General features: G+C 52.9%; 23 protein-coding genes and 1 tRNA gene. 15 read left to right on the top strand and 9 right to left on the bottom strand.

From position 1 onward, the window contains the following. Positions 1-226 precede the first annotated feature (226 nt). The 4 genes from CSR02_RS15655 (at position 227) to rimI (ending at position 2,610) form a co-directional block, all read left to right on the top strand. The gene (locus CSR02_RS15655; RefSeq protein ID WP_042786379.1) at positions 227-787 is read left to right on the top strand and encodes a NifU family protein; all 561 of its coding nucleotides are present in this window, start codon (positions 227-229) and stop codon (positions 785-787) included. 64 nt (positions 788-851) lie between these two features. After that, positions 852-1,481, top strand: coding sequence for a malonic semialdehyde reductase (locus tag CSR02_RS15650; RefSeq protein WP_095045776.1), 630 nt, complete (start codon positions 852-854; stop codon positions 1,479-1,481). Beyond that, a complete protein-coding gene (gene tsaB, locus CSR02_RS15645) occupies positions 1,478-2,170 on the top strand; it encodes a tRNA (adenosine(37)-N6)-threonylcarbamoyltransferase complex dimerization subunit type 1 TsaB (protein ID WP_099542291.1) in 693 nt (230 codons plus the stop codon). Before CSR02_RS15650 ends, tsaB begins: the two co-directional genes overlap by 4 nt. Positions 2,171-2,172: 2 nt before the next feature. Continuing rightward, the gene (gene rimI, locus CSR02_RS15640) at positions 2,173-2,610 is read left to right on the top strand and encodes a ribosomal protein S18-alanine N-acetyltransferase (RefSeq protein WP_099542290.1); all 438 of its coding nucleotides are present in this window, start codon (positions 2,173-2,175) and stop codon (positions 2,608-2,610) included. A gap of 65 nt (positions 2,611-2,675) precedes the next feature. Here rimI and purD read toward each other — a convergent pair whose 3' ends face one another. Next, entirely contained in the window at positions 2,676-3,959 is a 1,284-nt protein-coding gene (gene purD, locus CSR02_RS15635; RefSeq protein WP_099542289.1) for a phosphoribosylamine--glycine ligase, read from the bottom strand. Positions 3,960-4,010: 51 nt separating this feature from the next. On the opposite strand from purD, the gene xseA reads away from it, so the two are divergent. The 4 genes from xseA (at position 4,011) to CSR02_RS15615 (ending at position 7,253) form a co-directional block, all read left to right on the top strand. Beyond that, complete coding sequence (gene xseA / locus CSR02_RS15630; RefSeq protein ID WP_099542288.1) at positions 4,011-5,465, top strand: exodeoxyribonuclease VII large subunit; 1,455 nt, start codon at positions 4,011-4,013, stop codon at positions 5,463-5,465. A gap of 96 nt (positions 5,466-5,561) precedes the next feature. After that, positions 5,562-5,903: a hypothetical protein gene (locus tag CSR02_RS15625; protein WP_042786375.1), complete on the top strand. Its 342-nt coding sequence runs from the start codon at positions 5,562-5,564 to the stop codon at positions 5,901-5,903. Positions 5,904-5,958: 55 nt separating this feature from the next. Further along, a tRNA-Leu gene (locus CSR02_RS15620) sits at positions 5,959-6,045 on the top strand. 32 nt (positions 6,046-6,077) lie between these two features. Beyond that, positions 6,078-7,253, top strand: a complete 1,176-nt coding sequence (locus tag CSR02_RS15615) for a phosphoserine transaminase (RefSeq protein WP_099542287.1) — start codon at positions 6,078-6,080, stop codon at positions 7,251-7,253. An 81-nt stretch (positions 7,254-7,334) separates the two neighbouring features. On the opposite strand, the gene CSR02_RS15610 is transcribed toward CSR02_RS15615, so the two are convergent. From CSR02_RS15610 to CSR02_RS15590, 5 genes are all read right to left on the bottom strand, one after another. Beyond that, positions 7,335-8,726, bottom strand: a complete 1,392-nt coding sequence (locus CSR02_RS15610) for an NAD-dependent succinate-semialdehyde dehydrogenase (protein ID WP_042786374.1) — start codon at positions 8,724-8,726, stop codon at positions 7,335-7,337. Between the two features lie 39 nt (positions 8,727-8,765). Next, on the bottom strand, positions 8,766-9,794 hold the full coding sequence (adhP, locus tag CSR02_RS15605; protein WP_099542286.1) for an alcohol dehydrogenase AdhP: 1,029 nt from the start codon (positions 9,792-9,794) through the stop codon (positions 8,766-8,768). 72 nt (positions 9,795-9,866) lie between these two features. Then, the gene (locus CSR02_RS15600; protein ID WP_099542285.1) at positions 9,867-11,282 is read right to left on the bottom strand and encodes an NAD(P)(+) transhydrogenase (Re/Si-specific) subunit beta; all 1,416 of its coding nucleotides are present in this window, start codon (positions 11,280-11,282) and stop codon (positions 9,867-9,869) included. Further along, positions 11,283-11,609 carry an NAD(P) transhydrogenase subunit alpha gene (locus tag CSR02_RS15595; RefSeq protein ID WP_042786371.1) on the bottom strand — a complete coding sequence of 109 codons (327 nt, stop codon included), beginning with the start codon at positions 11,607-11,609 and terminating at the stop codon, positions 11,283-11,285. Then, complete coding sequence (locus CSR02_RS15590; RefSeq protein ID WP_099542303.1) at positions 11,606-12,757, bottom strand: NAD(P) transhydrogenase subunit alpha; 1,152 nt, start codon at positions 12,755-12,757, stop codon at positions 11,606-11,608. The genes CSR02_RS15595 and CSR02_RS15590 overlap by 4 nt, the downstream gene beginning before the upstream one ends. A 404-nt stretch (positions 12,758-13,161) precedes the next feature. Here CSR02_RS15590 and CSR02_RS15585 point away from each other — a divergent pair, with 404 nt between their 5' ends. The 7 genes from CSR02_RS15585 (at position 13,162) to CSR02_RS15555 (ending at position 19,743) form a co-directional block, all read left to right on the top strand. Continuing rightward, on the top strand, positions 13,162-14,184 hold the full coding sequence (locus CSR02_RS15585; protein WP_042786546.1) for an aspartate-semialdehyde dehydrogenase: 1,023 nt from the start codon (positions 13,162-13,164) through the stop codon (positions 14,182-14,184). Between the two features lie 136 nt (positions 14,185-14,320). Further along, positions 14,321-14,794 carry a succinate dehydrogenase, cytochrome b556 subunit gene (sdhC, locus tag CSR02_RS15580; RefSeq protein WP_099542284.1) on the top strand — a complete coding sequence of 158 codons (474 nt, stop codon included), beginning with the start codon at positions 14,321-14,323 and terminating at the stop codon, positions 14,792-14,794. 1 nt (position 14,795) lies between these two features. After that, positions 14,796-15,209: a succinate dehydrogenase, hydrophobic membrane anchor protein gene (sdhD, locus tag CSR02_RS15575; protein ID WP_042786369.1), complete on the top strand. Its 414-nt coding sequence runs from the start codon at positions 14,796-14,798 to the stop codon at positions 15,207-15,209. A gap of 117 nt (positions 15,210-15,326) precedes the next feature. Next, entirely contained in the window at positions 15,327-17,138 is a 1,812-nt protein-coding gene (sdhA, locus tag CSR02_RS15570) for a succinate dehydrogenase flavoprotein subunit (RefSeq protein ID WP_042786368.1), read from the top strand. Between the two features lie 36 nt (positions 17,139-17,174). Further along, complete coding sequence (locus CSR02_RS15565) at positions 17,175-17,957, top strand: succinate dehydrogenase iron-sulfur subunit (RefSeq protein WP_042786367.1); 783 nt, start codon at positions 17,175-17,177, stop codon at positions 17,955-17,957. Positions 17,958-18,129: 172 nt separating this feature from the next. Beyond that, positions 18,130-18,792, top strand: coding sequence for a fused DSP-PTPase phosphatase/NAD kinase-like protein (locus tag CSR02_RS15560; protein WP_042786545.1), 663 nt, complete (start codon positions 18,130-18,132; stop codon positions 18,790-18,792). A gap of 57 nt (positions 18,793-18,849) precedes the next feature. Continuing rightward, positions 18,850-19,743 carry a DMT family transporter gene (locus tag CSR02_RS15555; protein WP_099542283.1) on the top strand — a complete coding sequence of 298 codons (894 nt, stop codon included), beginning with the start codon at positions 18,850-18,852 and terminating at the stop codon, positions 19,741-19,743. Between the two features lie 87 nt (positions 19,744-19,830). Here the strand turns inward: CSR02_RS15555 and CSR02_RS15550 are convergent, their stop codons facing one another. Genes CSR02_RS15550 through CSR02_RS15540 form a run of 3 tightly spaced genes read right to left on the bottom strand, consistent with a single transcriptional unit; the run spans position 19,831 to position 24,061 of the window. Further along, positions 19,831-21,054 (bottom strand): phosphoglycerate kinase, encoded by a 1,224-nt coding sequence (locus CSR02_RS15550; protein WP_099542282.1) that lies wholly within the window; start codon positions 21,052-21,054, stop codon positions 19,831-19,833. Then, positions 21,054-22,076 carry a type I glyceraldehyde-3-phosphate dehydrogenase gene (gene gap, locus CSR02_RS15545; RefSeq protein ID WP_099542281.1) on the bottom strand — a complete coding sequence of 341 codons (1,023 nt, stop codon included), beginning with the start codon at positions 22,074-22,076 and terminating at the stop codon, positions 21,054-21,056. The genes CSR02_RS15550 and gap overlap by 1 nt, the downstream gene beginning before the upstream one ends. A gap of 53 nt (positions 22,077-22,129) precedes the next feature. Continuing rightward, positions 22,130-24,061, bottom strand: coding sequence for a transketolase-like TK C-terminal-containing protein (locus CSR02_RS15540; protein WP_099542280.1), 1,932 nt, complete (start codon positions 24,059-24,061; stop codon positions 22,130-22,132). Positions 24,062-24,117 lie beyond the last annotated feature (56 nt).

Raw genomic sequence — 24,117 nt, 5'->3', positions numbered from 1 at the left:
GTTCTTCTTTGATTTCAGATGATCTTCTGTTTCAGAATTGCATGGCAGATTTGCTAAATAGCAAGGAAAGATTCTGTCATGTAAAATTAAGGGAAGTTGTTGATGCAAAGAGAAATAACATAGAAAGAGCCGTTTTTCTTTGAATACAGGACTTGTTTCGTACGCATTCTAATGCCAACTGAAAGGTAACAAATTTCCTTTCCTCGTTATGCGGGCTTAACTGGTCATGTTTATAGAAACTGAAAGTACTCCCAATCCTGCTACGCTTAAATTCCTGCCAGGGCAGCCTGTGATGGGGGATGCAGGCACAATTGATTTTATTGATGCCGATGCTGTTGCCGGTCGCTCTCCTCTGGCGGAGGCGTTGTTCGCCCTGCCGGGTGTTTCGCGCGTGTTTTTGGGGAACGACTTTGTTTCCGTAACAAAAGCGGATTCTCAGGATTGGGAAGATCTGCGCCCTCAGGTACTTTCCACTCTGATGGATCATTTTGTGGCTGGTCATCCTGTGGTGGCAGAAGGCGTGGCTGTTACAGAAGATGCTATTGCCCCTGAAGATGAAGAAATTGTCACCCAGATTAAGGAACTGCTGGATACAAGGGTACGTCCTGCTGTAGCCGGTGATGGAGGCGATATTGTTTTCCGCGGGTATCGTAATGGGGTGGTGCGTCTGACTATGCAGGGGGCTTGTTCTGGCTGTCCTTCTTCGCGCGCAACGCTCAAGCATGGGGTAGAGAACATGCTGCGTCATTACGTGCCAGAAGTGGTGTCTGTCGAACAGGTAGATTAAGCATTGCACCTGTCTGCTTTTGTCGCGCTCCAAAGCGTGGCATAGAAAGCAGGCAGGTATTTTTATGCCTGCCCTTTCAATGACAGATGCAAGACAGGGCAAGATACATATGCTGGATGAAAACGGGCTGGACCTCCTTTTCAGAAAGGCGCGTACGCCCCTCCGCTGGACAACCCGCACAGTAGAAGAAAACCTTCTGCGCCAGCTTTATGATCTTACAAAAATGGGGCCAACATCTGGCAATTGCTGCCCTGCCCGGTTTGTTTTTATTACAGGCTCAGATGGGCGTGAGCGTCTGCGGCCTGCCTTGTCTGCGGGCAATATCAATCGGGTTATGGGGGCGCCTGTTATTGCTATTGTTGCGCATGATCCTTTGTTTTTTGAGCAGTTGCCGCGCCTGTGTCCGCAAGAAAATCTGCGTTCATGGTTTGCATCAGATGTTGGTCTGGCAGAGGAAACGGCTTTCCGTAATGGCACGTTGCAAGGTGCATACATGATTATGGCCGCCCGTGCGTTGGGGTTAGATGCCCTACCTATCTCCGGGTTTGATCAGGCTTTGGTAGAAGATGCTTTTCTGGCCGAGCAAGGCTGGCGTGCGAATTTTCTGCTATGTCTGGGATATGGAGATTTTGAAACTCAGCCCCCACGCGCGCCACGTCTGGCGTTTGAAGAAGCCTGTTGCGTGGTTTCATGATGGTGCAGCGTATTCTGGTTCTGGATGGGAGTCCGGCAGGGGAATCTGCTTGCGGAATGGCTGCATGTGTTCAGGTTGAGGGTGATAAGCTTTCTGTGCTGGATGCCAAGGTTGTAGCCGGTAAACAGGCTGCCGAAGGTATCAATCTTCTTGCTAAGGCTGTTTTGCAAAAAGTTGGCTGGGGTGCAGGAACAGACACGCAGCCAGATCTTGTGGCTGTGGTTGTTGGGCCTGGGTCTTTTACAGGCTTGCGTGCTTCATGTGCGGTGGCGGCCGGGTTTGCATTAGGGGCTGGTTGCTCCTTGGTAGGCGTAACACGTGCAGAAGCTTTGGCGCCTGCCTTGGATCAGGAATTGCAACAGCATCCGGAATGCAAGGGCTGGCTGATGATAACACCGGCACGGCGTGGGCGGGTTTTTGTTGAGGACGCCCAACAGGTGCGTGCTGTCATGATAGCCAGTTGGCATCAGCCAGAAGGAAAATGGTTGGTGGCAGGTAATGCATGTAAAGATCTTTCTTTCTCTCATGCCATTTATAGTGGTTTGTGCTCACCAACACCGGAGCAGATTGCATGCGCCGCATTAAAGCGGCAACAGGGTGTTATTCCTCCGCGTGATCCATTGCCACTATATGTTGATCCACCAGAAGCCAAATTGCCTGCGCAGGGATTAAGGGCCAAACCGGTTTGAAAATGCATGTGCAACACGCTGGAAAGACGTATGCACATCTGCTGGCCAGCATGCATGCTCAATGCTTTGATTCTAAAGCACAGTGGAACCAAACGGCTATAACGGCTCTTCTTTCTTCTCCAGGTGTGCATGCAGGCATTGGCATGGTGGAAGATCAGCCTGCTGGTTTCATCATGTTACGAAGTGTAGCAGATGAAGCAGAAATTTTAACAATTTGCGTGCTGCCGGAATATAGAAAATGCGGTGTAGCCCAATGCCTGTTGGCATGGGGGGCACAGGTCGGGCGGCAGAATGGAGCGCAAACCTGGTTTTTGGAAGTATCGGTAAACAATCAGTCTGCCAGAACCCTCTATGAAAAACAGGGTTTTGAAAAACTGGGTTTACGGAAAAGATATTATGAAGATGGTTCGGATGCCCTGATTTTGGGGCGGTCTTGCTAGGTCGCAAGCCCTTGGCCAAACAGAAGCGGATCTGTGTGGCCAAGGACAATTACATTTAAAGCTTTTTAGAGCGCACGGTTACCAATATCTGTGCGCCATGTTGCCCCATCCCATGAAATGGCTTTAACGCCTTCGTAAGCACGTTCCTGCGCCTGTTTCACGGTGTCTCCCAATGCGCATACAACCAGTACGCGCCCTCCGGCCACCACAAGTTCTCCTGCGGCATTCAACATTGTGCCAGCTTGAAAAACCTGCACATCAGGCAATTTGTTGGCATCTTCAATGCCCGAAATAACAGCACCTTTTTCCGGTGCGCCAGGGTAGCCACGTGCTGCCATAACAACGCAAACAGAAGCCTGATCGGAAAATGTGATAGGAGCGGTATCCAGCCGGTCTTCCGCAAGAGCCTTCATGGCGGGAAGAAGATCAGATGTTAGCCGTGGCAGCAGCGCTTCTGCTTCCGGGTCTCCAAACCTTACGTTGTATTCTATCAGCTGAGGGCCTGTTTCTGTTAACATCAGGCCAGCAAAAATTACCCCGCGGAAAGGTGTGCCGCGGCGTACCATTTCCTTCAGCATGGGGCGTACCAGCAGATCAAGAGCGGCTTCCTGCTCTGCCCGGCCAAATCCTTTTGGCGGAGAAACAGCGCCCATTCCGCCTGTATTGGGGCCGGTATCTCCATCTCCAATACGTTTATGGTCTTGGGCCGCACCAATAAGGGTTGCGGTTTCTCCAGCGCAGAACGCGAAAAGAGAAACTTCCTCACCTACCAGACAATCTTCAATCACCACGCAGCGGCCCGCATCCCCAAAGGAACCACCTGCCATCATGTCCTGCACAGCGCTTTCGGCTTCTGCCAGTGTGGAGGCCACGACAACGCCTTTTCCGGCGGCCAGACCATCCGCCTTCACAACAATGGGCGCACCTTTTTCACGCACATAGGTGAGCGCTGCGTTTACATCTGTAAACCGTTCTGCCTGCGCTGTGGGAATATTGGCGGCGTAGCAGATTTCCTTTGTAAAGCTTTTGCTACCTTCAAGCCGGGCAGCGGCCTGCGTGGGGCCAGCACAGGCCAGCTTGGCGCGGGCACAGGCATCTGCCAGCCCTTCCACCAACGGGGCTTCCGGGCCAGGAATCACCAGATCCACTTTTTGTTCCAGAGCAAATTGTACAAGTGCGGGAACATCCTGCGCCCCAATAGGCACATTTACGCCAAGTTCTGCTGTGCCCGGGTTTCCGGGTGCGATAAACAGGGCTGAAAGTTCCGGAGAACGGGCAAGTGTTGCGGCCAGCGCATGCTCTCTGCCGCCAGATCCAACCAGAAGTACCCGCATTGTTTTCTCCTGCATCTTGATGTTCTGCTCTTTTCAGAGCGAGCGTCTGTAGCATAGGTTAGCCGCATGACCGAACAGTTTGACATGCCATCGGCCAGCAATAATGTGCCGGAATTTACCGTTTCAGAAATCTCAGGGGCTATCCGGCGCACGCTGGAGGGCACGTTCAGCCGTGTACGTGTGCGCGGTGAAATTACGGAGCTTAAACGTTACCCATCCGGGCATGTGTATTTTTCCCTCAAGGATGAACGGGGCAAAATTTCTGGTGTGGTGTGGCGTGGTTCGGTGTCACGCCTTGGCTTGGCCCCGGAAAACGGGGTGGAAATTATCGCCACGGGCAAGATTTCAGCTTATGGCGAGCGCTCCAGCTATCAGCTTGTTGTAGAACGCATGGAATATGCGGGTGAAGGTGCTTTGCTGGCCCGTATTGAACGGTTACGGATCAGGCTGGCGGAAGAAGGACTGTTTGATACAGCCCGTAAAAAAGCCATTCCGCTTTTGCCGCGTGTGATTGGGGTCGTCACATCTCCTCAGGGTGCTGTGCTGCATGATATCTGCACCACTCTGCAACGGCGTTTTCCCCGGCCTGTCATTGTCTGGCCTGTGCCCGTACAGGGTGAAGGTGCTGCGGCGCGCATTGCTGCGGCGATTGATGGATTTTCTCGGCTGGATGGCCAAGGGGCCGTGCCACGGCCCGATGTGCTGATTGTGGCGCGTGGTGGCGGATCATTGGAAGACCTGATGGCTTTTAATGATGAGGCTGTGGTGCGTGCTGCGGCGGCATGCACAATTCCGCTTATTTCTGCGGTAGGGCACGAAACGGATACAACCCTGATTGATTTTGCATCAGACAGGCGCGCACCAACGCCCACAGCAGCGGCAGAAATGGCCGTGCCAGTACGGACTGAGCTGCTGGCTGATATTGAACATCGAAATGCGCGGGCGCTAGGTGCGCTTTCCCGCTTGTTGCAAACCGCGCGTTTGAGGTTGGACCGTGCATCTTCCGCCATGCCGGATCTGCCCAGCCTGTTGCAGACAGCGCGCATGCAACTGGATGATAGAGGCCGCCGTCTGGATGTTGCCCTGCCTGCTTTGGTGCAGCGGCGTAAGGCCGATCTGGTTGCGGTAGAACGCCACATGCCAGTGGTTGAAACCTTGCTGGCAGGGCGGCGTACGCGTCTGGCTGTGCTGGCAAACATGTTGCAAACCAGTATGGTGCATGCTTTTCAAAAGCAGGATGCTCGGCTTGGGCGGCTACGTATCACGCCTGCTCCCTTACAGGCGTTGGTGCGGGAAAGGCGAACAGCTCTTGCAGGTATTGCTGGGCAATTAGAGGCCGTATCCCCCCGTGCCGTATTGGCTCGTGGATATGCATTGGTTACGGCGCAAGGCCACCCAGTAACAAGTGCTGGACAATTGCGTGATGGCGAGCGTGTAGAGCTGACATTTGGTGATGGTGCCCGCCCGGCTGTGATTGGTGATGGCTCTCGCCAACCCAGACAAGGTATGCTGGAACTGTAGCACACCAAGTTGAGCTTCAAAGCCAATCAGGTTTATGGTCTGCCAATAGAAACCACGCGGGCGGAGGGTCCGCGCTGTCAGGAAAGAATAAAGCGTATGTCCATCCGTTTTTCTGTTGGTATTGTCAGCCTGTGTCTGGCGGGAGGGCTGCTGGCAGGGTGTGCGCCCCAGCAGGGGCATCGTATTCCCCCACAAAGTTTTGCGCCGGGGCTGACAACCGAGCCATCTTCCACCAATGACAACCATTTGACGAATGATCCCTCCGCGCCTTTGAATACGCCATTATGTGGCACAGCAGCGCGTGAAAATATGGCCATGGGCGTGCAAAATTACCCGCAGCCGCTTTCTTCTGGCAATGCGTGTGTGCAAAATGCGTGCTTTGATACCCAGACAGGCACCTATATTGCAGCCGATGGCACAAAAAGAGTATGTCGATAAAATGAAGCATCCTCTTTTCCCGCAGGCAATTTGCTGGTAGGAAAAGGGCCACGCTGCGAGAGTGACGGAATTGGTAGACGTAGTCGACTCAAAATCGACCGCCCGAAAGGGCTTAGGGGTTCGAGTCCCCTCTCTCGCACCAGATTTCTTCTTCCCCCTATTCTGGCCAAGGTTATGACAGCCGCTTCCCTATCCGTTCTTTCTCGTCCGGCCAGCCGTCCCCTTAATCCATGCTTTTCTTCTGGCCCGTGTGCAAAGCGGCCGGGTTGGAATGTATCGGCGCTGGCAAATGCGTTGGTGGGGCGTTCACATCGCTCTGCGGAAGGGCGTGCACGGCTGAAAGAGGTTATTGACCGCTCCAGCGCCATTTTGGGTGTGCCGAAGGATTGGCGCGTAGGTATTGTGCCTGCTTCCGATACCGGTGCTGTGGAAATGGCCTTGTGGTCCATGTTGGGGGAACGGCCAGTGGATGTGCTGGCGTTTGAAAGTTTTTCCGCACTATGGGCGCAGGATATTGTCACCCAGCTCAAGCTGGAAAACACGCGGGTTCTGAAAGCCGAATACGGCAGCCTGCCAGATATGTCACAGGTGAACTGGGACCATGATGTGGTGCTGGCATGGAATGGCACAACCTCCGGGGTGCGTATTCCCTCACAAGATGCCATTCCAGCGCAGCATGCGGGGCTGGTGATTTGTGATGCCACATCTGCTGCATTCGCAATGGATTTGCCGTGGGACCGTCTGGATGTAGTCACATGGTCTTGGCAGAAAGCTTTGGGGGGAGAAGCCGCGCATGGTATGATCGCCCTTTCTCCCAAAGCTGTGGAGCGTCTGGAAAGTTTTCAGGCACCACGCCCCCTACCCAAGATTTTCCGCATGACGAACAAGAATGGTCTGATTGAAGGCATTTTTCGCGGAGACACCATTAACACCCCGTCCATGCTGTGTGTGGAAGATGCACTGGATAGCCTGAAATGGGCTGAAGGTGCCGGGGGTTTGGAAGGGTTGAAGGCGCGCAGCCAGGCTAATCTGGCTGAAGTGACCATGTGGGTGGAAAAAACAGACTGGGTGGAGTTTCTGGCCCAGAAGCGTGAAGAACGTTCTTCCACAGCAATCTGTTTGCGTATTGTTGCCCCATGGTTTCTAGCACTTGAACGCGAAGAGCAGACGAAAACGGTCAAGAAAGTGCTGGCTATTCTGGCAGAAGAAGGCATTGGGTTTGATCTGGCCAGTTACCGTGATGCCCCTGTGGGTTTGCGTATCTGGGGTGGCGCCACGGTTGAGGCAGCGGATGTACGTGCCCTGTTACCGTGGCTGGATTGGGCTTTTGCGCAGGTTGCACCGCAGTAATCAGAGTTTTTATCGTTACACGGTATGAAAAAAGGCGGAGGGGGAACCCCTTCCGCCTTTTTTGGTGAATGAACGCGCCTATTAGAACGGTGCGTCAATATCCACAATGTCGATCAACTTGGTGTTGACGAATTCTTTTAGACCAAGGTCAATCAGTTCACGGCCAAAGCCAGAACGCTTCACACCACCAAATGGTAGATCAGCTTTTACCATTGTTGGGTGGTTAATGTACACCATACCGGTGTCCATTTTGCGGGCCAGTTCAGCTGCTTTTTCTTCGTTCTGGGAGAAGATGGAACCACCCAGACCGTATGGAGAATCATTGGCGATTTCCACAGCGTGGTCTGCGTCTTTTGCGCGGAACAGCATGGTAACGGGGCCAAAGAATTCCCAACGTCGAGCCGGGTTGCTTTCGTCCAGATCTGTCAGAATAACAGGGCGGAAGAAACAGCCTTTGTTAGGCATTTCCAGAGGAACTTCTTCTGCCTTTGCACCATGTGCCACAGCTTCAGAAACCTGCTTTTTCAGGTCTTCCACAGCCCCGCGGGAAGAAAGAGGCGGCATGGTGGTGTTGGGGTCCATTGGGTCCCCCATACGTAGGGCGCTTACGCCTTTGCGGTAAAGTTCTACAAACTTGTCGTAAACACCGTCTTCCACAATCATGCGCTTGGCGTTAACGCACACCTGTCCGCCGTTCCAGTGGCGGCCAAAAACAGCCCATTTGGCAGCTTTTTCAATGTCAGCATCGTTCAGTACGATCAGCGCATCAGAGCCACCCAGTTCCATGATGCACTTTTTAAGTGCGCCACCAGCTGTAGCAGCAATTTTGGCACCAGCACCTTCAGAACCTGTAAGGGCAACACCGCGTACGCGTGGGTCCTGAATAACCGTGGCAAGCTGTGCATGGGATGGATACAGGTTGATAAAGCCGCCTTCTGGCAACCCGGCATCCAGCATCAGTTTTTCCATGGCAGCAGCACACTGCGGCACGTTGGAAGCATGCTTGAGAATAACCGTATTACCAGCCGCAAGCTGTGGGGAAATAATGCGGGCAACCTGATAGAACGGGAAGTTCCAAGGCTCGATCGCAACAATAATTCCCTGCGGTTCGTACACCAGTTTGGCGCGGCCTTCCTGCGGATCTGCTACAGGCAGGTCCTGCGGCTGCAGCAGCTTTTCAGCGTTCTTGGCGTAGTATTCGAAAATAGCGGCGGAAAGTTCCGTTTCTGCCTGAGCTTCAGCAAAGCGCTTGCCCATTTCAAGGGTCAGCAGCTTGGAATACGCATCCAGATTTTCGCGCAGCAGGTCAGCTGCTTTCTGCAAAATGCGTGCACGATCGGCATGGGAGAAGTTTTTCCATTTCTGGAAAGCTGCATCACCCTTGGCAATTGCTGTTTCAATTTCCGCATCCGTAGCGGTGGGGAATGTCTTCACCTGCTCTTCGGTGAAGGGATTGATTGTTGCATAAGCCATCAGAATAACCCTTCTTCTGTTTCTGAGGTTAGAAGTTGCTTAGTTGCGGAAGTCCAGAACCACGCGGCCTTCCACCCGACCGTTCTTGAGCGCATCAAAAATTGCGTTGATGTTGTCAATCCGATCCGTTGTGGTGACAGATGTTACCTTCCCTTCCGCAAAGAAGGAAAGAGCCTCAATCATGTCCAGCCGTGTGCCTACTATGGAGCCGCGAATGGTAATGGCATTCATGACCATGTCAAAGATAGAAATCGGGAAGTCACCCGGAGGCAGGCCATTCAGCACCAATGTGCCCCCTGCCCGCACATAACCCATAGCCTGAGAAAACGCTTTGGTGGAGACAGCGGTAATCAATCCGCCGTGCACACCGCGCACTTTTTCCTGAATAAATACGGCAGGATCTGTTTTTCTGGCGTTAACAATATACGCTGCACCAAGTTTTTTGGCGGTTGCCAGTTTTTCATCATCAATATCTACCGCCACAACATTCAGCCCCATTGCTACGGCGTATTGCACAGCCATCTGGCCTAACCCCCCAACGCCAGAAATGGCAACCCAGTTCCCTGCTCGCGTATCTGTCATTTTCAGGCCTTTATAAACAGTCAGGCCGGCGCATAGTACTGGGGCAACCTTTATGGGATCCACACCTTTGGGCAGATGAGCGATATAGTTGGGGTCAGCCACCACATATTCGGCAAAGCAACCGTTTACGGAATAACCTGTTTCTTGCTGTTTTGGGCAAAGGGTTTCCCACCCAGCCAGGCAGTGTTCACAATGCCCGCAGGCAGAATAGAGCCAAGGCACCCCTACAACATCACCTTGTTTTACCCAGTCCACTTCATTGCCAACCTGCACAACGGTGCCAACACCTTCATGGCCGGGAATAAACGGCAGATGTGGTTTTTTGGGCCAATCCCCACTGGCTGCATGCAAATCTGTATGGCATACGCCGCAGGCAATCATTTTAACCAGAATTTGGGTGGGTTTAATGGAAGGAATATCCAGTTCATCAATAGTTAGCGGTTTGCCAAATTCATGAACAACAGCGGCTTTCATTTTTCCGGACATTTTATATTTTCCTTCGTTTACAAAAAGCGTGAAACATAAATGAGCGAGGGATGAATCTCACCTATAACATGTTCAGGTACTCCCAAGACTTTTGACAGCCTCAACCATTTTGGAAAGCACGGCCTGCGCATCACCAAATACCATTGTGCAGTTTTTTTGGAAAAAAAGCGGGTTCTGTACACCAGAATACCCAGCGCCCGTTCCGCGTTTAATAACAAATACCTGGTGCGCTTTGTAAGCGTTCAGAATTGGCATGCCATAAATGGGGGAGGATTTATCCGTCAGGGCTTCTGGGTTTACCACATCGTTCGCGCCAATCACCAACGCAACATCCGTTGTGGCAAAGCTATCATTTATGTCATCCATGTCATAAATCATGTCATATGGTACGCCAGCCTCGGCCAGAAGAACATTCATATGCCCAGGCATACGGCCAGCAACGGGGTGTATGGCAAACTTGACGTCCACGCCATCTGAAACAAGAATTTTGACAAATTCATAAAGTTTTTGTTGTGCCTGTGCCACAGCAAGCCCATAACCGGGGATAATGATTACGCTGGATGCATAACGCATGGTGGTGGCAGCATCTGCCGGATCAGCAGATTTCATTTCACCCTGCGGGCCTTTGGTGCTGCTGGTGCTATCACCAAAGTTGCTAAACAGCACATTGGTGAGTGAACGGTTCATGGCCTTGGCCATTAGCACGGTAAGCAATGTACCAGCAGAACCCACCACCATTCCTGCAATCATCAGGGCGGGGTTGTTCATCACATACCCTTCAAGCCCCACAGCCAGACCAGTGAATGCGTTGTAAAGCGAAATAACAACCGGCATATCCGCACCGCCAATTGGCAGTGTCATGCATACCCCAAACAACAGAGCCACCAGAAAAAACAGATCCCGTGGTAGCTCCCCTATTGGAGTGGCATACTGCAAGACTGTGAGCGTACCCAATACCAATGCAGCCAGAAACACCCCGGCATTAAAAAGACGTTGACCAGCAAAGCGCACAGGCTTTTTTAGTCGTCCATCCAGTTTGGCCCAAGCAATAAGAGAACCGGTAAGTGAAATACATCCAATAAGCGCACCCAAAACGGTAATGCTGAGATGTAGGGAGGATGTTTGATCATTGCTTAAAAGTTCTGTAGCAGCCAGACAGGCAGCAGAACCGCCACCCATACCGTTAAAAATTGCAACCATCTGTGGCATGGCTGTCATTTGCACGGTACGGCCACGCCACCCAGCCCATGCGCAACCCAAAGCCAGAGCCAGTAATGCAAGCACCACATTTGTTAAAAGGTAAGGCTTTGCAGCTTCTGTTACGTTAAATATATTTAAAAAAGTTACAAAAATAACAAAGACCATTCCGTAACCGGCAGTAACAATTCCAGATACAGCCGTAACGGGGGAGGACATGGCTTTTAGCCCATAAATAAACAGGCTGGCAGCAATAAGGCCGCTTAGGCCCACAATGTATTCAATAAACATTTATTGCTGCTCCTTTTTGGGAGGTGCCGTTTTTTGGCTGGGCCGGAACATGGCCAGCATGCGGTCTGTTACCACGTAGCCCCCCATCACATTTCCTGCACCTAGAAAAACGCCAATAAAACCCACAATCTGTCCGAAAATGCTGGTTGCGTTAAACAGCGCATCCAGCGCACCTACAACAACAATGCCGTGAATAAAGTTGGATCCAGACATTAAAGGTGTATGCAGGATAGAGGGTACGCGGCTGATGACGACATAGCCAGTAAAGGCTGCCAGCATGAAAATGTATAAAGCGACAATAAAGGTCATGGATGTTGCGGTTATCATGATACTTTCTCCGCCGGCACATTTTCGATAAACTGTTTGATGATATCATTGGTTATTGCACCATCATGTGTCAGGGTGGTGCCTTTGATAACATCATCCGTAAAATCAGGTTTCAGTACGCCATTGTGCACAACCTGTTCTAAAAGGTTGTAGATATTCTTGGCATAAAGCTCACTGGCTTGCGCGGCTAGGCAGGAGGGCAGGTTGGTGGGGCCAACCAGTATAACAGGGCCAACTTTTATAATTTCGCCTGCTTTTGTACCTTCGCAGTTTCCGCCATTTGGCGCGCCCATATCTACCACGACAGATCCTTCCTTCATGGCGGCTAACTGGTCTGCATCAATCAGGCGTGGCGCATGTTTGCCGGGAACGGCCGCTGTGGTGATGATCAGATCTGCCTGTGCAATATGTTGGCTGAGTACAGCACGTACTTTTGTTTTTTCTTCGGTCGTAAGTTCACGCGCATACCCTCCCGTACCTCGGGCATCTACACCGGTATCTACAAAACGTGCACCTACAGATTCTGCTTCTTCTTTAGTTTCAGGGCGTACATCATATCCTTCGCAAACAGCGCCAAGCCGATGCGCTGTTGCCAGGGCCTGCAAACCAGCTACACCCAGCCCCATAACCAACACGCGCGCAGCCCGGAGTGAACCAACGGCTGTTGTCATCATGGGCAGGATTTTCTGCATATGCACGCAGCCCAGCAATGGCGCATAATATCCTGCCAGGGCAGCCTGACTGGAAAGTGCATCCATAGCCTGTGCCCGGCTGATGCGTGGAATAAGCTCCATGGCAAATGTGGTAATTTTGCTCTCGCACAATGCCTTAACCAGATCAGGTTGCGTTTTGGCGTAAATGAAAGAGACCAGCAGGCTGCCGAGCTTCATTTTTTTTATTGTATCTCTGCTGGGTGGCTGCACACCCAAAACAATATCGGCATCTCCCAAAAGTTTTTGTTGGTCTACTTCTGTAGTGACACCAGCCTGTATGTATGCGGCATCCGTGTAGGTGGCTGCAGCACCCCCACCCTGTTCCAGAACCAAAGTGGCGCCAAGTTTGGCAATGCGCTGGGCGACTGATGGAATCATGGCAACCCGCTTTTCGTCGGGTGCGGTTTCCTTCAGAATTGCAATTTTAAGTGTCACGGTCTGTTCCAAACTCTTTTGTAAAAGTTGGGTAAGGATCAGAACAGGTTTTGCACCCTGCCTGAGGCACGAAAATCATGACACTACGGGGCGCAATGGGGCTGCAATGAGATACATCAAAAAACTTGATCAGAGTGTTCAAGTAATTTGTTACTGTTTTGTTTAAGGCTGCCAGACCCTTTGTGTCCGCATGTCATGAGCGTAAACGACGGATCATGGTGGCGGGTTTCTGCTATGGGTGGATGCCGGATTTTTGGGGGGGCAGGAAAAGCTGCATGTCATGCCATGACTGTGGCAGCTGCCCATGACGCGCAATTCCATTTGCTTACGTAATGGTCTAGGGTCTGCCGCCATCAGGCCATATATATGGCCGACATAAATATATGATCAAAAGCAGGTGGATTATGGGATATCGGGTTGCTGTTGTAGGCGCGACTGGTGCCGTGGGGCGTGAAATCCTCAAAACACTGGCCGAGCGGGAATTTCCGGTTGATGAAATTGTGGCGTTGGCCTCACCGCGTTCTGCCGGGCGGGAGGTTTCCTTCGGGGATAAGGTTCTGAAAGTGCAGAACCTGGAAACATTTGATTTTACGGGTTGGGATGTCGGGCTGTTTTCTCCCGGCGGGGCCGTTTCAGCAAAATATGCTCCCATTGCCGCCAAGGCCGGTTGCGTGGTGATCGACAACACCTCTCACTTCCGTATGGATCCAGATGTGCCGTTGGTGGTGCCGGAAGTAAACCCGAATGCTCTCAAACAGATCAAGCGCAACATTATTGCCAACCCCAACTGCTCCACCATTCAGATGGTGGTGGCACTCAAGCCCTTGCATGATCTGTTCACCCTCAAGCGTGTTGTGGTGTCCACTTATCAGGCTGTTTCGGGCGCCGGTAAGGATGGCATGGATGAGCTGTTTGCGCAGACACGCGGCACCTTTGTGAATGATCCGCCCAAGATTGAGCAGTTTCAGAAGCAGATTGCCTTCAACTGTATTCCACAGATCGACGTTTTTATGGATGACGGCGCGACCAAAGAAGAATGGAAGATGCGAGTCGAGACCAAAAAGATTCTCGATCCGGATGTAGATGTCATTGCCACCTGCGTGCGTGTGCCCGTGTTTATTGGCCATTCTGAAGCGGTTGTGGCTGAATTTGAAGAACCGGTTGATATCAAGCGCGCCTACGAGGCCCTGCGTGAAGCAGAAGGCGTTGTGGTGCTGGATAAGCGCGAAGATGGTGGTTACGTGACTCCGGTTGACTCGGTAGGGGAAGATGCAACCTACGTTTCACGCCTTCGTGTCGATCCTACGGTTCCCAATGGCCTCGCGTTTTGGTGTGTGTCCGATAATCTGCGGAAAGGTGCGGCTTTGAACGCGGTGCAGATTGCTGAAACCATGATTGCTCTCGATCTTCTGCCCAGACACGGTTGAGTGAGAATCCCGCGCCTCTCGGCCTCGTGTTGGTCTGTTGAATTGACCGGCAAGAGGGCAGGGGCGTAGGACAAAAACGATGCAAACGCCGGATCCAGCCGGCGCTACGGGATAGAGACGGGGTACGAGGCAGACAATGCAGGATATCCGCAAGGCCCTCTATGTAGGGAGCCGAAGTGACGGCAGACTTATTCAGCGGCCCATGTCGCCGCATTTACAAGTCTACCGTTATCGCCTTTCCATGGTTCTTTCCATTACGAACCGTATTACGGGCGTTATCGCAACAGCAGGTGCAGCACTGGGTGTGTTTTGGCTTGGGGCCGCGGCCAAAGGGCCAAAGACCTTTGCCAAGGCGCGCAAAGTTACAGGCAACCCGCTTGGGCAGCTTGTGCTGCTTGGGTGGCTGGCATCCGTTGTTTACCACACGGTTGGCGGCATCCGCCATCTGATCTGGGATAGCGGTTACCGTTATGACAAAAAAGAAGTGAACGAGGATGGCCCGGTAGCCGTGGGTGTTACCGCAGGTGTCAGCACTGTTTTGGCAGTGGGCCTTCTGGCTGTTTCCATTTGTCGTAAACGCAGCCGCGCCAAAGCAGGAAAGGTATCCTGACATGAATGCTTCTGCTCCTCATATTGAAGTCATGCGCTCCCAGCTTGGGCGGGCACGCGGGCTTGGGGCCGGGCATTCCGGTGTGGGCCACTGGTGGGCCGAGCGCGTAACGGCGGCTTCCCTTCTTCCGCTTTCAACGTGGTTTGTGGTGCAGATGTTCCGCCTTGGCGGTGCAGATCATGCAGAAGTGGTAAAGTGGGGCAGCAAGCCCGTAAACGCCACCATGCTGATCGCCCTGATCATCACCACTTTCTACCATGCCCAGCTTGGGTTGCAGGTAATTGTGGATGATTACGTGCATGGCAAGGCGCATCTGCCAACCCGCCTGCTTGTTAAGATCGGCACCTCTCTGTTGGGGCTGCTGGGCGTAATTGCCGTTATCAAGCTGTTTGTGCGTGGAAGTGCCGCCAAATAAGCCGGGTCACCGCCTTATAGAATCAAGAGCCTGTGCCGCCAGCGCCCAAAAGCCTGAAGCGCTGTGGCACGAACCTGAAAAGACTGACAGGCCGAACGCAATGGGAGCGCCGTCACGATGAACGCCAATACCTCTCCGTCACGGGGAGCTTACCGAATTGTTGATCACGCTTATGATGTTGTGGTTGTTGGAGCAGGTGGTTCGGGCCTGCGCGCAACGTTGGGAATGGGCGCCGCAGGGCTAAGCACCGCATGCGTTACCAAGGTTTTTCCAACACGTAGCCATACTGTGGCCGCTCAGGGGGGCATCGGGGCTTCTCTGGGGAATATGGCTGAAGATAACTGGCGCTGGCATATGTATGACACCGTAAAGGGGTCTGACTGGCTGGGCGATCAGGACGCCATTGAATTTATGTGCCGTGAGGCTGTGCCCGCCGTGCACGAACTGGAACATTTTGGTGTGCCGTTCTCCCGCACGGAAGAAGGCAAGATTTACCAGCGCCCCTTTGGTGGGCATATGAGCGATTACGGTAAGGCGCCTGTGCCACGTGCCTGTGCGGCAGCTGACCGTACTGGCCATGCCATTTTGCATACGCTGTATCAGCAGTGCCTCAAGCACAATGTTGAATTTTTTGTCGAATATTTTGCCATCGACCTGATCATGGACGCCGAAGGCGAATGCCGTGGTGTGATGGCTTGGTGTCAGGACGATGGCACAATCCATCGTTTCAACGCCAAGATGGTTGTGCTGGCGACCGGCGGTTATGGTCGTGCTTATCAGTCCTGCACCTCTGCCCATACCTGTACGGGTGATGGTAACGGTATGGCCATGCGTGCGGGCATTCCCACGCAGGATATGGAATTTGTGCAGTTCCATCCCACCGGCATCTATCCCGCAGGCTGCCTGCTGACAGAAGGTTGCCGTGGTGAAGGTGGTTATCTGACCAATTCCGAAGGCGAACGCTTTATGGAGCGTTATGCGCCAACGGCCAAGGATCTGGCATCGCGTGATGTGGTCTCCCGCGCCATGACGATCGAGATCAAGGAAGGCCGTGGCTGTGGTCCGAAAAAAGACCATATCATGATGCATCTTGAGCATCTTGGTTCTGACCTTCTGCACCAGCGTTTGCCGGGTATTATTGAAACAGCCCGTATTTTTGCCGGTGTGGATGTGACCAAGGAACCTGTGCCGGTTCTGCCAACGGTGCATTATAATATGGGTGGTATCCCCACCAATATTCATGGTGAAGTGGTACGCCCAACCCCGGATAACGTGGATGCCGTTGTGCCCGGCCTGATGGCTGTGGGTGAGGCCGCCTGTGTTTCCGTGCATGGTGCAAACCGTCTGGGCACAAACTCCCTGCTTGATCTTATCGTGTTTGGTCGCGCCGCTGCACGTCGTGCAGCAGAAGTGGTGAAACCAACAGACTTTACCCGCCCGCTTCCTGCCGGTGCTGGTGAAGCTGCGTTGGATCGGTTGGATAAGCTGCGTTATGCCAAGGGTGGCACCAAGGTTTCTGCCCTGCGTGAACGCCTGCAGCGTGATATGCAGACACATGCTGCCGTGTTCCGTACGCAGGAAAGCCTGCAGGAAGGCGTGGACAAGATCCGTGATATTTGGAACGGCGTGAGCGATATCTCCGTGTCTGATTCCTCACTGATCTGGAACAGTGATCTGATGGAAGCGCTGGAGTTTGAAAACCTTCTGGCAAACGCCACAGTCACGCTGGAAAGTGGCCTTGCACGGCATGAAAGCCGCGGGGCACACGCACGGGATGACTATCCGAACCGTGATGACAAGGAATGGCTCAAGCATTCCGTATCGTGGCTGGATGACAAAGGCGGCGTGAAGCTGACTTACCGTCCGGTGCATATGAAGACCCTGACCGATGATGTGCAGGTCTTCCCACCCAAAAAGCGCGTTTACTGAGTTATCGGAACAAACGGGCGATAAAGGGAGGCGAACATGGTTGAACTCAGACTGCCGCGCAACAGCACGATCGGGAAAGGCAAAACCTTTCCCGCTCCAGCCGGGGCAAAAAATGTCAGAACATTCCGGATCTATCGCTGGACTCCGGATGATGACAAAAACCCGGTAATTGATAGCTATGAACTTGATCTGGATACCATTGGGCCAATGGTTCTGGATGCCATTATCCATATCAAGAATGAAGTAGACCCCACACTGACATTCCGGCGCTCCTGCCGTGAAGGGATTTGCGGGTCCTGTGCTATGAATATTGATGGGGAAAACACGCTTGCGTGCCTGAAACCCATTAAGGATATCAAGGGCGATGTGCGCATTTATCCGCTGCCACATATGCCTATTGTAAAAGACCTGGTTTCCAATCTGGATGGTGCCTATGCGCAATTGCGCTCCATTCAGCCCTGGATGCAGTCAGACAGTGCACCTCCGCCGGATTCCGAACGGAGACAGAGCGTTGAAGAACGCGCCAAACTGGATGGAATGTGGGAATGCATTCTGTGCTTCTGCTGCACAACGTCCTGCCCGTCCTATTGGTGGAATGGTGACAAGTATCTCGGCCCGGCTGTGCTTCTGGCAGCGTATCGTTGGGTTGCTGATAGCCGTGATGAGCACACGGGTGACCGTTTGGATGCGTTGGAAGATACGTTCAAGCTATATGCTTGCCGTACCATCATGAACTGCACCCAGACTTGCCCGAAGGGCCTGAACCCGGCCAAGGCCATTGGCCGCCTTAAGGAACTTCAGCTGGAACGGAAGATCTGATTTTCCTTTCTTTCAGATAGCAGACTCCTAAAACCCGGTGGGGCTAAGCCTTACCGGGTTTTTTGTAATATGTTGGAGATATGTGCTCTCCTTTCCTTCTGCATTGACGGCAGCAGAGGAAGATGGAACATGAAACCTGCTAGAATACGATCTGTTTGTAGTGAGGTTTTTTGTGTTTGACGGCCATCTTTCTTCATCATCTGGCCGTGCACGGGCCTGGACTGACAGCCTGTTTGTAGATCATGCCATTTTCCGCCTGGTATGGACAAACTTCCATGCCGTTATTCCGGGCAAGGTCTATCGGTGCAATCATCCGACACCCGCACGCCTGAAATGGATGAAAGAGCGTTTGGGCCTGCGGACTCTGGTAAATTTGCGCGGACATAGAAAATGCGGGTCTGATGCTCTTTCGCGCAATGCAGCTGAAGAGCTTGGTCTGCAGCATGTTGATATGGCGTTTGAAAGCCGTGGCGCCCCTCATAAAGACAGAATTTTACGTTTTGCGGAGATGTATCAGAAATTGGATTTTCCAATACTGATGCATTGTAAATCTGGCGCAGACCGCGCGGGATTGGCATCTGGGCTGGTTGTACTGTTTGAGGGCGGATCTGCCCAACAGGCACTGAAGGAACTGTCTTGGAAATACGGACATTTCCGCAGTTCACGCACAGGTATTCTGGATGCGTTTTTCTTGCACTATCAGGCGGAGGGAGAAGGCCGTCTGCCATTTCTTGAATGGGTGCGTAATGAATATGATGAACATGCCCTGAAGGCAGAATTTGTTGCCAATAAGCTTTCTTCTTTCCTGACAGATCAGGTTTTGCGGCGCGAATAAGTGCTGCGGAGAGGAATCTCGTTTTTATAACCTCTTGTTCTTGCAGGGCCTGATATCGTGGTTCCTCATAAACCCGTGCCAGTTTTGGCAGTTATGGTCGCGCTGTTGTCTTGGGCGTGTGCGTATCCTGTTGTGCGTTTGGCATTACCGTTTTTTGCTCCAATACCATTGGCGGCGGCCCGGTACATGGTTGCGGCATGCTTTGTTGCCTGTTGGCTGTTTGTAAAACGCCCACCTCTGCCGCGCATGAAGGATTTGCCGCGCTTTGTGGCATGTGGAGGTATTGGCATTTCCCTTTACAATATTCTCTTTAATACAGGAGAGCAGACGGTTTCTGCTGGTGCAGCAAGTTTGTTGCTTAATACAGCACCCTTTTTGGCAGCCATTGTTGCTGTTCTTTTTTTAAAGGAACGCCTGACAGTGTGGGGCTGGCTGGGTTCTCTTGTAAGTTTTACAGGAGTGATGGTTATTGGGAGCGGGCAGCCCGGTGGCCTTGGTTTTGGATCTGGCACCACAATTATGCTGGCGGCGGCTTTATGTTCAGCAACCTATTATTTGCTGCAACGGCCTTTGGTAACCCGATACGGCGCATTGGTGACCACAGCCTATATTTTGTTAATTGGCGCTGGCTTGCTTTTGCCGTGGCTGCCTTTTGCCATCACCACGCATAATGGGTGGCAACCTTGGGCTCTGGTTGGGGTGTTGGGAGTGTTTCCATCTATTTTGGGGTATGGTGCTTGGGCGCATGTGGTGGGGCAGGTTGGTGTGGCCCGTTCATCTGGGCTGCTTTATCTTCTTTCGCCAACAACGCTTCTGCTGGCGTTTTTATTGGTTAGGGAAGTGCCAAGTGCACGTACTCTTGTTGGAGGATGCATTGTTATGATTGGCGTTGGGGTCATGCAGATGTACGGACACCCACGCGTGCAAACGGCGGCTTCGCATAAAGCATAAAAAAACCACTCCAGACATAAAGCCTGAAGTGGTTTTGTAAAAATAGACCTTAAACGCAGGAGCGATCTAAGGCTCTATAAAACCTGCTTAGATCGGCAGGGTTTTTTCCAGTGTGGTGCTGATGGCTGTCAGACCCGGCAGAATCTTGCCTTCTAGCCATTCCAGAAAAGCACCGCCTGCGGTGGAAACATAAGACATCTTATGCAACACACCTGCATGGCGGAGGGCAGAGACAGTATCCCCCCCACCGGCCACGGTTTTCAGCTTGCCTTCCTGGGTCAATTTGGCAGCAGCTTGCGCAACGGCATTGGTGCCTTCGTCAAACGGTGGCAACTCAAACACGCCCAAAGGCCCGTTCCAGACCAGTGTTTTCAGGCCAGCAATTTTGCTTTCCAGCAGTTTTACAGTTTCGGGCCCAAGGTCCAGCGCCATCCAACCGTCAGGAATAGCCGTTACGGGCACAACCTGCGTGGGTGCTCCGGCAATGAAATCTTCCGAAATCACCACATCTACCGGTAGAACCAGATCGCAATTTTTGGCTTTGGCCTGTTCCATAATCGTGCGTGCTGTATCCAGCATGTCTTTTTCGATCAGGGATTTGCCAACCTTTAGCCCTTTGGCAGCCAGAAAGGTGTTGGCCATAGCGCCACCAATGGCCAGCATATCCACCTTTGCCAGCATGTTTTCCAGCAACTGGAGTTTGGTGGATATTTTCGCGCCACCCACAATAGCCCCAACAGGCCGTTCCGGGTTTTCCAGCGCAGCATACAGGGCTTCCAGTTCTGCCTGCATCAACCGGCCACCATAAGATGGTAGATGGGCTGCAACGCCAGCGGTAGAAGCATGAGCACGATGCGCGGCAGAAAAGGCATCGTTCACATACACATCGCCAAGGCTGGCAAGAGCAGCCGACAAGCCTGCATCGTTCTTTTCTTCGCCTGGCTGGAAGCGTGTGTTTTCCAGCAGCAGGATGTCTCCATCCTGCATAGAACGTGCTGCGGCTTCTACATCCGGGCCAATGCAATCATGCACAAAATTGACAGGCCGCCCCAAAGCTGTGGCCAGAGCCGTAGCAATGGGCTGGAGTGACATATCGGGCACCACCTTGCCTTTTGGCCGGTCAAAATGGCTGAGCAGAATAACCCGCCCGCCTTTTTCAGCCAGTTCGCGAATGGTGGGTACAACACGTTCAATACGTGTTTCGTCTGTCACCTTTCCGTCCTTCATGGGGACGTTCAGGTCTACACGCAGCAGAATACGTTTGCCTTTTGGGTCAAGCGTATCCAGCGTGCTGAAAGGAAGTTCTGCCATTACAGGCTCCCGAACAGGGCGGCTGTATCAGACATGCGGTTGGAGAAACCCCATTCGTTATCGTACCAGGAGCACACACGAACAAGCTTGCCACCATCTACCAAGGCTGTCTGAGTTGCATCAAATGTAGAAGATGCCAGCGCGTGGTTGAAATCAGAACTGACGAGCGGCGCATCAGAATAAGCCAGAGCGTTTTTCATTTTACCGGAGTCCACAACAGCCTTGATGGCGTTGTTGACGTCCTCAGCTGAAGTAGGCGCGTTTTTGGGCACGAAGTCCAGAGAAACAATGGAAACATTGGCAGTCGGAACACGAATGGCTGTGCCATCCAGCTTACCTTTAAGCTGTGGCAAAACCAGCCCAACGGCGCGCGCGGCCCCGGTGGAGGTTGGAATCATGTTCAGGCCAGCGGCGCGGGCGCGGCGCAGATCCTTGTGCAGCGTATCCACCGTGCGCTGATCACCCGTGTAAGAATGGATGGTCACCATGTAGCCACGTTCAATGCCAAAGGCATCTTCCAACACCTTGGCCATTGGGGCCAGGCAGTTTGTGGTGCACGATGCGTTGGAGATCACGGTCATGTCCGGTGTCAGAACATCCTGGTTCACACCGTAAACAATGGTGGCGTCCACATCTGTGGCTGGTGCGGAAATAATAACTTTACGTGCGCCCGCTGTTAGCAAAGGCTGCGCTTTTTCCTTGGAAGTGAACAGGCCAGTGCATTCCATGGCCACGTCTACGCCCTGAAAAGGCACCTTGGAGGGATCACGTTCTGCAGAAACTGTAATGGGGTCCCATGTGCGGCCATTGGCAGTGACAATAATTTTATTGCCATCTACCCGGATATCGGCAGGCAGGCGACCATGCACGCTGTCATAGCTCAGCAGATGGGCATTGGCTTCTACGCTGCCCAGATCATTGATAGCGACAGGCACAACATCGGTGCGTCCACTTTCAATAATGCCGCGCAGCACAAGGCGGCCGATGCGTCCGAAGCCATTGATAGCGATTTTGACTGCCATGGTTTTCTTTCTCCGTTCTTTTCGTTCTGTGATCGTGTACGATCTTTTTATTGTTACAACGGTTCCCGCTCTTGCTGACGGGAAGTGGATGATGGCGCCTGAAAGAACCTTTCCTCTGTGGCGCCGGATGCACGCAGGTGTTTTAGCACGCGCGCGCAAATCGCTCCGGCAGTAATGCCAAAGCGTTCATACACCGCGTTGGCTGGGGCGGATATGCCAAAATCATCCATACCAACGAAAAATCCCTGGTTGCCCAGCCAGCGTTCCCACCCAAAGCCAGAGGCGGCCTCAATGCCCACGCGCAGAACATTGCTGCCCAGAATGGCTGTTTTATAGGCTTCCGGCTGGTTGGAAAACACTTCCCAACAGGGGATGGAAACAACGGCAGCCTGTATGCCGTGTTGTTGTAAAAGCTGTTCTGTTTCCAAAGCAATGCTGACTTCAGGGCCAGAGGCAATAAGGGTAACCTGCCGTGTGTGGCTGCCGTGCAGAATATATCCCCCACGGGCCGCAGACCCCTGCATAGGCACGGTGTGGGAATGTTCGGGCAGGGTGGGGCACAGCATGATAACTGCCGGGCCAGATTGCCAGCGCATGGCGGCTTTCCAGCACGCAAAGGCTTCCTGCGCGTTGGCGGGCCGAAAAACGGCCAGATGCGGCATGGCACGCAGGCTGGCCAGTTGCTCTACAGGCTGCCAGCCAGCGCCATCATGGCTAAGTGCCAGTCCATCATCTGTTAAAAGGTAAATAATTTTTCGGCGCATCAGGGCGGCCATGCGCAATGCCGCGCGCATGCGATCTACCGTGATGATGCTGGCAATACCACAAGGCAGAATACCTCCGTGCAGGGACATGCCATTCAGCATGCCGGCCATACCATGTTCCTGAATATTACAGGGCCAATCGGGCTGTATGTGTGCCGCCGCAGGAGTTCTGGGGAGCGCAGAGGTGGCGGTTAAGACTGTTAGTTCTGGCAGAAGGGCAGAGAGCGTGTGCAGGCTGGCGATAGCGGCTTGTTGGGTGGATGCCTGGTGCATGGGTTGCATGGCGCGGCGGCAAAGGCGGCTCCAGTCCTCCATGAGCAGACTGGGGAGTGTATTGGTGGTTTCTCGCTCAAAAGCAGTGCGCTGGCGATGTCTGGCCAAGCGTTTTAACCATGAGCGATAAGCGGTGGCGCCTCGTCGTGCGGTCGGGCTCCAAGGGCCTGTCAGTTCCTCTTCTGGCGACAGGCAGGGGTGGGGCATGGAATGTTGTGGGTTTTCTGGCGGCATACAGGCAATAAGCGTTGGCTTTTTGGCGCGTAATGTTGCCGCCAATGCCGCATTGATGGCACCTGAGTGTGCAGCATCCACTTTGCGGATACTCCAGCCAGATGCACCAAAACGTGCCAGGGAGTTTGAAAAATCGGTTCTATCTGTTCCTGGGGTGGGGCTTACCATAACAGCAAGCTGGGTTAACCCAAAACGTCCGGCAAGCTGCGCGGCTTCCATGGCAACCCCTGTTGCCAGATCTGCATCCCGTGCCAGAACCCATGTACGATGGTTGACCAATGAGCGCCCATAGCGCTTTGCAAGCAGGTGTTCTGCAAGCGCCATGCCGGCTGCGGCCGCAATTCCTTGCCCGGCTGGGCCGGGTGCCGTTTCTATGCCCGGATCCACGCCATATTCTAAGGGAGACTCGGAAAAAGGAAAGGTTCCGCTTAGGTGCAACATGGCCTGTAGCAAAGGGTGCAGGATTGCGGAGGGCACCACAAATCTGTCCCGATCAGGCCAATCTGGATGTGCCGGATCAAACCGCAGCACACGGCACCATAATGTTGTAACGGGCAGGCAAAGTGTTTGCAGCAACGCCAGATGGGCAGGATTTCGGGCTTTTTCCAACAGTAAGCGAGCCGCTGCGCACAGGCGCAGCACAACAGCATCCTGCGTAGCCGCTGCTGCTGCAGGTGAAGCAAGTGGATGGTCTGTAAGTGCGGCCTGTGCCATTGGGTAAGGAGTGTGGAACGAATTTTTGCTGCTGAAAAGAGCAAGAAAAGGCCCAA

The sequence above is a fragment of the Acetobacter pomorum genome (genome assembly GCF_002738225.1).
In the GTDB taxonomy this organism is placed as follows: Bacteria; Pseudomonadota; Alphaproteobacteria; order Acetobacterales; family Acetobacteraceae; genus Acetobacter; species Acetobacter pomorum.
This window is presented reverse-complemented; position numbering and strand designations above follow the sequence as displayed.